This is a genomic window from Jejuia pallidilutea, assembly GCF_002973595.1.
GTDB classification, from domain to species: Bacteria; Bacteroidota; Bacteroidia; order Flavobacteriales; family Flavobacteriaceae; genus Jejuia; species Jejuia pallidilutea.
The window spans coordinates 1-9,451 of record NZ_PVEO01000021.1 but is presented as its reverse complement, the minus strand read 5'-3'; the positions used below and the strand labels follow the sequence as shown (position 1 = coordinate 9,451).

Sequence of the window (9,451 nt, the reverse complement as noted above, 5' to 3'; positions counted from 1 at the left end):
GCTGCTCTTTTCAATACTATACCCCAGAACTTTTTTCGAAAAATGGTCCATTAAGATATGGATGTAATGTTTTGCACCGTCATCAGTTTTAAAAATCTATAACCCAAACAAAAATGATATTTATCAGATGAAGAGATGGATGCACCTGATTATGTCTGTTATGCGTTATTAGACTTTTAGCTTAATATAGCAAATTCGCATAAAGCTTTTTAGGGTCAAATCATTGAGTCTTTTTTAAGCAAAAACCTTACTATAAAAAAGCTTTTTGCTTACTGATTCTGAAAGATTAGCTTTCCTAAAACTCAAACATCATCTCTAATTTTATAAGCACATTACAACCATAAATAATGGACTTATGAACACACGTTTTTTAATATTAATATTTCTTGCTTCAACAGTAAGAGTGGCTAGTGCACAAGATTTACCTGAGATAATCCCACCATCCCCAGAAGTAGCTTCTTTTGGAAAGTTTAGTGAAGTTCCAATATCCCACTACACAGGTTTGCCAAATATCTCAGTTCCATTTACCTCGTTTAGTGTAGGAGAAAAATCATTTCCAGTAAGTTTAAGTTATCATGCCAGAGGTATTAAAGTAGAAGAAATTGCATCCAGAGCAGGTATTGGTTGGGCGTTAAATGCAGGTGGAAGTATAAGCAGACAAACCAGAGATAAACCTGATGATGGAGATGGTGGTTATATAAATAGAGGCAATATTCTTATGGACGCTCTGGCAAGTGGATCTTTTTTCACAAATAAAACTGTAAGAACTAATTATGAAACTGCTGATGCATATGCATCTACCCCACCTGATAGATTTCCTGATCAATTCAATATAAGTGCAGGTTCGCTTTCAGCTAAGTTTATATTTAGTTATGTCAATGATGAACCTCTCGTCCAAAATTTTAGTGACATTCATATTCAATATAATATGGGTAATATTACTCAAGCGCCATTTGGAACCAATCTAATTCTAAGTTTTGTTGTTACTGATAAAGATGGGTATAAGTACTATTTTGGCGTTTCAAAGGATGGCTTAAGAGAGGCACGTAATTGGGATAAAAACATAGGTAACTATACGTTTCCCTCAAACAGCTCCTATAATCTTACATCGAGCCCTTTTTATTTAAATTTTAATTCTTGGCAACTAATGGATGTAGAAAGCCCCAATAGTGAACTGGTAAGCTTTGTATACCAGGAAGAAACATCGATTTTTCATAGTAGATCGTATGATAAAAAAGAAAATAATGGCACGTATACTAACTATACTTCAAAAATAGAAAGTCACCAATATCAACTCAAGGAAATTATTCATAAACAAGGAAAAATTATCTTGGAAGCTAATGACGACCGTCAAGACCTAAACGGAGGTAAAGAATTGGACTTCATTAAAATATACGACAATAACCTAAGCTCAATAAAAACTTTTAATTTATATCACAGCTATCCAGCTACAGTAACAGATAACAATCAGCATAGTCAATTAATTTCATTTGAGAGTCAAGCTGCAAAGCGTATTTTCTTAGACTCTATTGTAGAAGTTGGAAAAAACAATACAAAGAAGCCTGCTTATGTTTTTACTTATAATGACCAGGCTCTACCACACCGGTTTTCAAATTCTCAAGATTTATGGGGGTTCTACAATGGAAAACCTAACGGTCAGTACTTAAAATTCTTTGGTCCGTACAATCAAGTAAGTAGGCAAGTAGATATAGAAAAATCCATGGCAGGTATGCTAGAGCAAGTTAAATACCCTACAGGAGGTTTCACTAAATTCATTTTCGAACATAACATAGGGCATTTGGGGGATGAATTTAATCATATATTAATTCCTGATGTAAATTCCGTTGAACCTAAAAGCGCAGCGTTGTCTCATTTTGATCATGCCTTCTATAACAATGGTAAATACGAGAAAAACATTGAGATTTCTAATATTTCGGGGCCTTTAAAAATTGATGTCAGCTTACCGGTGGTAAATGGTGTAAACCAAAATTGGGCATGTGGCAACCCCATACAGAATGATTGCATGTTTAGCATAGACCTTATTGGTATTAATGGAAATCCATTTAGCTATAGCTACATTTTTTCTGGTTATCAAGAGTTCTATGTAGAGTCAGGTGATTATAAGTTGGTGTTTGATCCACACCATACACTTAATTGGGACCCTAGCCCACTAAACGCTCCTTTATTCATGGTTGGTTTGTCTTGGGAAGACGAACTATTTTCCAGTGGTTACCTGTATGCTGCTGGTAAGCGAATTAAGAAAATTCAGTTTTATGATTCAAACTATACGCTAGTCTCTGAAAAAGCTTATGATTATAAACATCCCGACGGGAGCGAATCAGGCGTTATTTTGAGTTTACCATTTTTTGGTGCTCTAGAACCAAATACTAATTTAAACCTTACTGTTTTTCAACCCCGAGGCGCATTTCCTGGCAGTCCATTTAAAACATATCAAGGAAACACTATTGGTTACAAGAAAGTAACTGAATATTATGGTAGTAGTACTAATAACCATGGTAAAACTGAATATGAGTTCATGTTAAACAAGGATTCTGGTGGTTTTATGAACTACCCCATAACACCGCCAACAGATAATGAGTGGTTAAGAGGTTTGCCAATCTATATAAAGCATTATAAATTAGAAACCAACGGGTCATATAGATTATTGAAAAATACATATAATGAATACCTGCATGCTGATCAATACCTTTTGCCTCAGATATTTACCCCAGTCACTAAGGTCTTACCTCTTTTGCATAATGATCCTTGGGTGCCAGGAACTGATCTAAGTAGTGAAGGGCTTCTCTACAATAAGACCAACACATCATACAGGCTACCTTTTATAAATTTAAGACATGCGTATGAGACTCCCGATGTACATGATTATGACTACAAAATATATCATTTTACAGGGGGGACTCTCGGTAATGTTAAAATCGTAGAAACGCTTTACGATGACAATGAGAACCCAACGCTTGTTACCCAAACAGAAACAGAGTTTAACTACCAAAAACATTACCAGCCTGCATTGGTGAAATCTGTTTCAAGTGATGAAAAACCTATAATACAAACGTTTACGTATCCACAAGATTTGGTGACTTCATATGACATACACCCAAGAGATGCTAATGGAAACCTTGATTATAGTAGTATTCCCGATACAGCTCTTGTAGAACAACATAGAGTAGTTCCTTTATTGGTTAAAAAGTATAAAGACACTAATACTAATGGTATAGCTGACAGTTCAGAATTGTTAAATACTACAGAAACTGTTTATGCATGGGATATCAGCGATAGCCATATTTTAGAACCTTCACTCATAAAAACAGGAAAGGGTTCCAATTCAGCAGAAGATAGAATAGAATTTAAAGATTATGATGCTGATGGCAACCTTCTACAAGTTTCAAAAACGGAAGGCACTGACATAACGTATATATACGGTTATGATAAGACCCTGCCAATTGCAAAGATAGAGAACGGCACGTATTCACAAGTTTCAGGTCAAGTTACAAGCTTGCAGGCCTTATCCAATTCTGATGATGACAGGACTATTGGTACTTCTGGTAATGAAGGCAGCCTTCGTACTGCATTAAATAATCTGAGAAATTCATTGCCTAACGCTATGGTAACCACCTACACTTATGACCCATTGATTGGCTTAACAAGTATTACGGACCCTAAGGGCTATACCAGTTATTATGAGTACGATGGGTTTAACCGATTGATAAGGGTAAAGGACGCAAACGGAAATATCCTTAGTGAAAATGAATACTATTACGCGGCTCAAAACTAACAACCATAATTATGAAAAACTTATATAAACCAATAGTAAAACTGTTTATTCTAATATTAATTACGTTTAGTTTTACCAGCAACTTTGCGCAAGAGCAGAACATGGGTTTTGTTCTCACAAGCGATGGATTGGCCATTTTTGGAGAATCCGTTCCAATTACTTCTACGATTACCAAATCATCGGGAACCATAGTTTGGTTTCAAGAAAATAATGGCAACTCAGATACTACAGTCTTTAATATAACCAACACGACAGGGAATTGGGATCAAGCTGCTTCGACAGGTGCTTTGAACTATGAATTGGATTGGGAGGGACTAAGCTGTGAACTGTCCCTAACGGAAGGGGCTTCGGGTATTATAGCAAAACTTACTATTCATATCAGTGAGGAAAAGCATGATGAATATATTTTCAACATCAACTCTGTTACCTACCAATAAATCTCCATACCATGATACAAGCAATAAGTAAAATTTTAGATAAAAAAGTAGTTTACACCATAGCTTTGATTATAACTATGGGGCAATTTTGCACACTAAGCGCCCAAGTAGGGCTCCAGAACGTACAGGCTTTAAGTACACACAGGTATCAGTTCAACAATGCTTTGATTCAAAAAGCCCCAAACTGGTTGATTGTTGGTGGCACAGAAGTGCTTTCGGGAAGCAGTGGCACAAACTATTATGTGGACGTGCAATGGGGAGGTCCTGGCGCAGGATCGGTAACGTTTAAGAATAAGAGTACTGTTAAGGGAACTTTAAATGTCACGATACAAGGAAGTTCTCCTCCGCCAAGTAACCCAACAGATCAAAACTACATCAAAAACTCTACATATAGGGTGCCCACTACAACAGGCAGTGTGCTAAATGATGAAAAAATAGAGTCCGTCTCATATTTTGATGGCTTAGGACGCCCCATACAAAATATAGGCATACGTGCTGGGGGCAACAGCGAGGATATTGTTACACATATAGAATACGATGATTATGGCAGACAGGACAAGGGGTACCTGCCTTATGCAGAAGCATCTACGGATGGTATTTACAGAACAGATGCAGCGAGCATTGTAACCAGTTACTATACCTCGAAATTCCCTGGTGATATCAACGCCTTATCACCAAATCCTTATTCCCAAAAGGAACTGGAAGCCTCACCGCTTAGCAGGGTACAAAAACAGGCGGCACCCGGAGAGGACTGGAAACTGGGTAGTGGACATGAGATTGAATTTGGCTACCAAACCAATACAGGCGGCACAGAAGTTAGAAAATACAAGGTCAACATTACGGAATCTACAAGCAGTAATATTAAAGTTTACAGTCCCAGTCTTGTGGATAATGGCTACTATACCATACATACGCTTTATAAGACGATAACCAAAGATGAAAACCATGATGGCACTGCCAGCAAACTGCATACAACAGAGGAGTTTAAGGACAAACAAGGTCGAGTTGTCTTAAAGAGAACATACGCTTTGGTCGGTAGTTCTGCAACCGCACATGATACCTATTACGTATATGATGATTATGGAAACTTGACCTATGTAATTCCGCCAAAGGTAGATACCTCTAATGGGGTATCCTCGACCGAGCTTTCAGAACTTTGTTATCAATATGAATATGACAGCAGAAATAGATTAGTTGAAAAACAAATACCAGGAAAAGGGCGAGAATATATCATGTACAATGAACTCGATCAGCCCATAATAACCCAAGATGCTAATTTAAGAGCACAGGGCAAGTGGCTATTTACGGCTTATGATTCTTTTGGAAGAGTTTCTTATACAGGAAAAGTATACCGTCCTAGTTGGGCTAGAAGCACTATGCAAAACCATATAAACACAGGAAGTTATTTACAGTTTACAAATAAATTAAGTTCTTCTATTGATATTAATGGAATAAATATTTACTACCCTAAATGCTTCACAAATACAATATATATTGCTGAAACAGCCATTGAAATTTTAACCATCAACTACTACGACAACTACACTTTTGATGGTTTTACAATAATGCCAACAGCCATAGATGGGCAAACGGTTATTAATTACAATAATGCAAGTGGCACCCAAAAGCTAACCAAGGGGCTGGCAACAGGAAGTAAAGTGCGTGTGTTGGATTCCAATCCGGTAAAATGGATCACTACCATAACGGGATACGATATAAAAGGACGCCCCATTTACGTAAAGAGCGACAACCAGTATTTAGAAACGACGGATATTGTAAAAAGCAAATTAGATTTTACAGGTGCAGTAGAGAAAACCGAAACCTCGCACGACAGAGGAATGCAAGACGGATTTAAAGATTTGGTTTATGTTTCAGTAAATGGAAACGAAATAACAAAAACCACAAATTCCAATGCTTGGAATGGAGGAATCGCTACCAATGGTAGTTTTTCTGGAGATGGCTATATAGAATTTACAGTGGAGAAAAATTATCAACGGCTTATGTTAGGTTTGTCATCAGATAATTCAAGCGCAAGTTATAACACTATAGATTTTGCAATATACAACAACAGTAACGGTTATTATTACATTTATGAATCAGGCAGTTATAAAGGTATTTTTGGAACTTATAAAAGGGGTGATCAGTTTAGGGTAGAGCGAATAGGCTCAACTATTTACTACAAAAAAAATGGAGTAGTTTTTTATACATCAGCTATCAGTTCTTCAGGTACACTTATAGGAGATGGTTCTATCCATAATTATCAAAACAAAATTAAAAACTTAAGGATGATTGATAAAGAGATTACTATTGATACCGAAGATTTGTTTTTTTACGACCACATGGGTAGATTTACAAAACAAACCCAAGAGCTAAACGATACCAATGCGCTAGAGGTTATCTCAGAAAACCACTACGATGAATTGGGGCAATTGGAAAGTAAAGGCGTTGGCGGAAGCAGTACAAATGCAAACAGATTGCAGGATGTAGACTATAAATATAACATCAGGGGCTGGCTAAAACAAATAAACAACCCTTATAACTTAGGTACAGATTTGTTTAGCTTTGGCATAAACTATAATACCAAAGATCATGGTGGCACAGAACTTTATAACGGTAACATTGCCGAGACCGAGTGGAAAACAGCCAATGATAATAGCCTACGTTGGTACAGATATGCCTATGATGCCCTGAATAGAATTAAAAGTGGAGTGGCAAACTCCAGTAATTATAACCTAACAGATGTAGATTATGATAAAAACGGGAACATCACCTTTTTGGAAAGAAGAGGGCATACCAATATTAATGGCAGTGGCGTAGTTACAAACTATGGCGTAATGGATAAATTGGATTATAACTATTATCCATCTAGCAATCAATTACAAAACGTCCAGGAACTTACAGGAGGCAATTCCACTTATGGCTTTGTAAATGGCTCAACGTCATTAACGGAATATACCTACGACTCAAATGGCAACATGCTTCGAGATTACAACAAGGGTATTTCATCGAATATAACATATAACCATTTAAATTTACCTACAAATGTACCGCTAAGTGGTGGAAATATTTCTTATATTTACGATGCAACTGGTGTAAAACTTAAAAAAACGGTTAGTACTGGCGCAATAACGGAGTATGCAGGTAATTATGTGTACCAAGATGGTTCTTTGAAATTCTTTAACCACCCTGAAGGGTATGTGGATGTTAATGGTAGTAGCTTTAGCTATGCATACCAATATAAAGACCATTTGGGTAATGTAAGGTTAAGTTATAAGGATGCCAATGGCGATGGCTTTATAGCAACATCTGAAATATTAGAGGAAAACAACTACTATCCTTTTGGGTTACGTCATAAAGGTTACAATACAAACGTAACTTCTACCAACATAGCACTTAAGTATAAGTTTGGTGGTAAGGAAATGAATGATGAACTTGGGTTAGATTGGTATGATTTTGGAGCAAGAAATTATGATGCTAGCTTAGGGCGTTGGATGAATATTGACCCATTAGCAGAAAAGATGCGTAGGTTCTCTCCTTATAATTATGCTTTTAACAATCCTATCTACTTTATAGACCCTGATGGAATGGCTCCTACTGATGAGTGGGATAAGTTAGCAAATGGGGATTTAGTTTGGAAAAGTAATAAAGGGGGAGATACTACCGATTATGTGAATAATGTTGATGAAAATGGTAATGTTACTTCAACTGACACATACGAGGTTGAATCTTCAGAAACAGAATGTAGTAGTTGTGTACAAGACATAGAGTTTAAGTCTCCTGGGAGTAGAGTAACTCTCAAAAGAGGCTCTAGTGATACCGTCGAAGCCATGAGTATCTTAGATGTTGGTTCAGAAATGGCAGATAAGTTAATTACAGCGGGAAGTGCAAAATTAGGAGTGAATCCAGCTGTCGCAACAGTATTAGCCATTATTGTAAATCCTAAAAAAGCTTATAAAAAACTTAAAAAAGCTTCCACTAAAGGAAAGAACAAAGGTTCACTAAGTTCTACTAAAGATGCAGTAACGGATGCTAAGTCTAAAATTGGATTAGATAAAACAGAAACTCTTCCAAAAAGCAATGGTAAGTTTGGTAGTCCACAAAGAGGGGATTCAAAAAAGGGTTATAGATTAGACCCTGCTCACCCTAATGCAAAACCTGGGTCAGCAGAAGAATATCCACATGTGAATTATTGGGATTATACAAATGGGAAAAGAGGGAAAGGTGGAGTAAGCGGAGCTGTACCAATCAAAGAATAAATTAAATAATGGATGAATTTAAATTAGAAAATTTCAAAAAAGAGTATAAAAAAGATTTAATATTTTTAGAATTAAGTGATTTTGAAACAAAAAGAATCGTTAATCGTATTAAAAATGAAAATCGTTTTAATAATCATTTACCCTTGACTTTGTCTCTGTTTTGGAAGGAATTGGAATCAAATAGTATTAATGTTGAGTCTACAAACATATTGGAAGAAATTTTTAATGTTTTAAATTTAAAAGTTTCTAGTAGTTCTATTGTATATATTATTTGGGATTTTGAAAAACCAATAGATGTTTTTAAGTATGATGAAGTTTCTAAATATTGGGATGATATTTGGTATGATACTACTGATGAAATTATACTTTTATGTATAGAAGACTACTATATACTAATAACAGATTACGGAGAAATCAGATATAGTATTAGTCAACCCGCTCTTCAAAATTTGTAACTTCAAACTAACAAGCAAGAATGGAAATACAGAACCACAATGTAAAAGTTGTGGTTTTTTTATGCAATAGATTTAAGCTTTACAGGTGCTATTCCCAAGGTCATTTTAAAATAACTTGTCCCATATAAGGGAATCATTTGAAAATGAACTACTTATATTTAAGTGTGTTAAAATCTATTTATAAAATTATTTTTCTCAAAAGGAAAGTTTTAAGCTGCTTTCCGTTTCTGTAATAATTAACTATTTACAAGCATGTTTTACAGACAGATACTTTATTTTGAGTAATTCTATGCGATTGTTGAGTTTTAAGACCAGTAGTGTAAGCACTCTTATTTATTGGAACCCCAGAAATGTTTCATTTGGAGTATTTCCACCCAAGTTCCATTGTGGTCTTTCATGGTTATAAATCTGTATGCACACACCAAGCACTATTTTAAGTTGTTTTCCAGAGTTAATAGACTTTGGGTGTAAAAATTGGTATTTCAACACTTTGTTAAATGCCTCAATCAT

General features: G+C 35.7%; 5 protein-coding genes. 4 read left to right on the top strand and 1 reads right to left on the bottom strand.

The window, feature by feature from the left end; translation table 11 throughout:
* Nucleotides 1-355 precede the first annotated feature (355 nt).
* Genes CLV33_RS17215 through CLV33_RS17200 form a run of 4 tightly spaced genes read left to right on the top strand, consistent with a single transcriptional unit; the run spans nt 356 to nt 8,941 of the window.
* Nucleotides 356-3,793 (top strand): RHS repeat domain-containing protein, encoded by a 3,438-nt coding sequence (locus CLV33_RS17215; protein WP_105474920.1) that lies wholly within the window; start codon nt 356-358, stop codon nt 3,791-3,793.
* Nucleotides 3,794-3,804: 11 nt separating this feature from the next.
* Nucleotides 3,805-4,230: a hypothetical protein gene (locus CLV33_RS17210; protein WP_146109774.1), complete on the top strand. Its 426-nt coding sequence runs from the start codon at nt 3,805-3,807 to the stop codon at nt 4,228-4,230.
* A gap of 11 nt (nt 4,231-4,241) precedes the next feature.
* Entirely contained in the window at nt 4,242-8,486 is a 4,245-nt protein-coding gene (locus tag CLV33_RS17205; RefSeq protein ID WP_105474918.1) for a DUF6443 domain-containing protein, read from the top strand.
* Nucleotides 8,487-8,494: 8 nt separating this feature from the next.
* On the top strand, nt 8,495-8,941 hold the full coding sequence (locus CLV33_RS17200; protein WP_105474917.1) for a hypothetical protein: 447 nt from the start codon (nt 8,495-8,497) through the stop codon (nt 8,939-8,941).
* 333 nt (nt 8,942-9,274) lie between these two features.
* Here CLV33_RS17200 and CLV33_RS17860 read toward each other — a convergent pair whose 3' ends face one another.
* Entirely contained in the window at nt 9,275-9,451 is a 177-nt protein-coding gene (locus tag CLV33_RS17860; protein WP_105474916.1) for an integrase core domain-containing protein, read from the bottom strand.

What these genes read in the sequence shown, in the direction of transcription:
- CLV33_RS17215 (WP_105474920.1), top strand. Translation starts at nt 356, where the DNA reads ATGAACACACGTTTTTTAATATTAATATTTCTTGCTTCAACAGTAAGA.
- CLV33_RS17210 (WP_146109774.1), top strand. Translation starts at nt 3,805, where the DNA reads ATGAAAAACTTATATAAACCAATAGTAAAACTGTTTATTCTAATATTA.
- CLV33_RS17205 (WP_105474918.1), top strand. Translation starts at nt 4,242, where the DNA reads ATGATACAAGCAATAAGTAAAATTTTAGATAAAAAAGTAGTTTACACC.
- CLV33_RS17200 (WP_105474917.1), top strand. Translation starts at nt 8,495, where the DNA reads ATGGATGAATTTAAATTAGAAAATTTCAAAAAAGAGTATAAAAAAGAT.
- CLV33_RS17860 (WP_105474916.1), bottom strand. Translation starts at nt 9,451, where the DNA reads ATGATTGAGGCATTTAACAAAGTGTTGAAATACCAATTTTTACACCCA.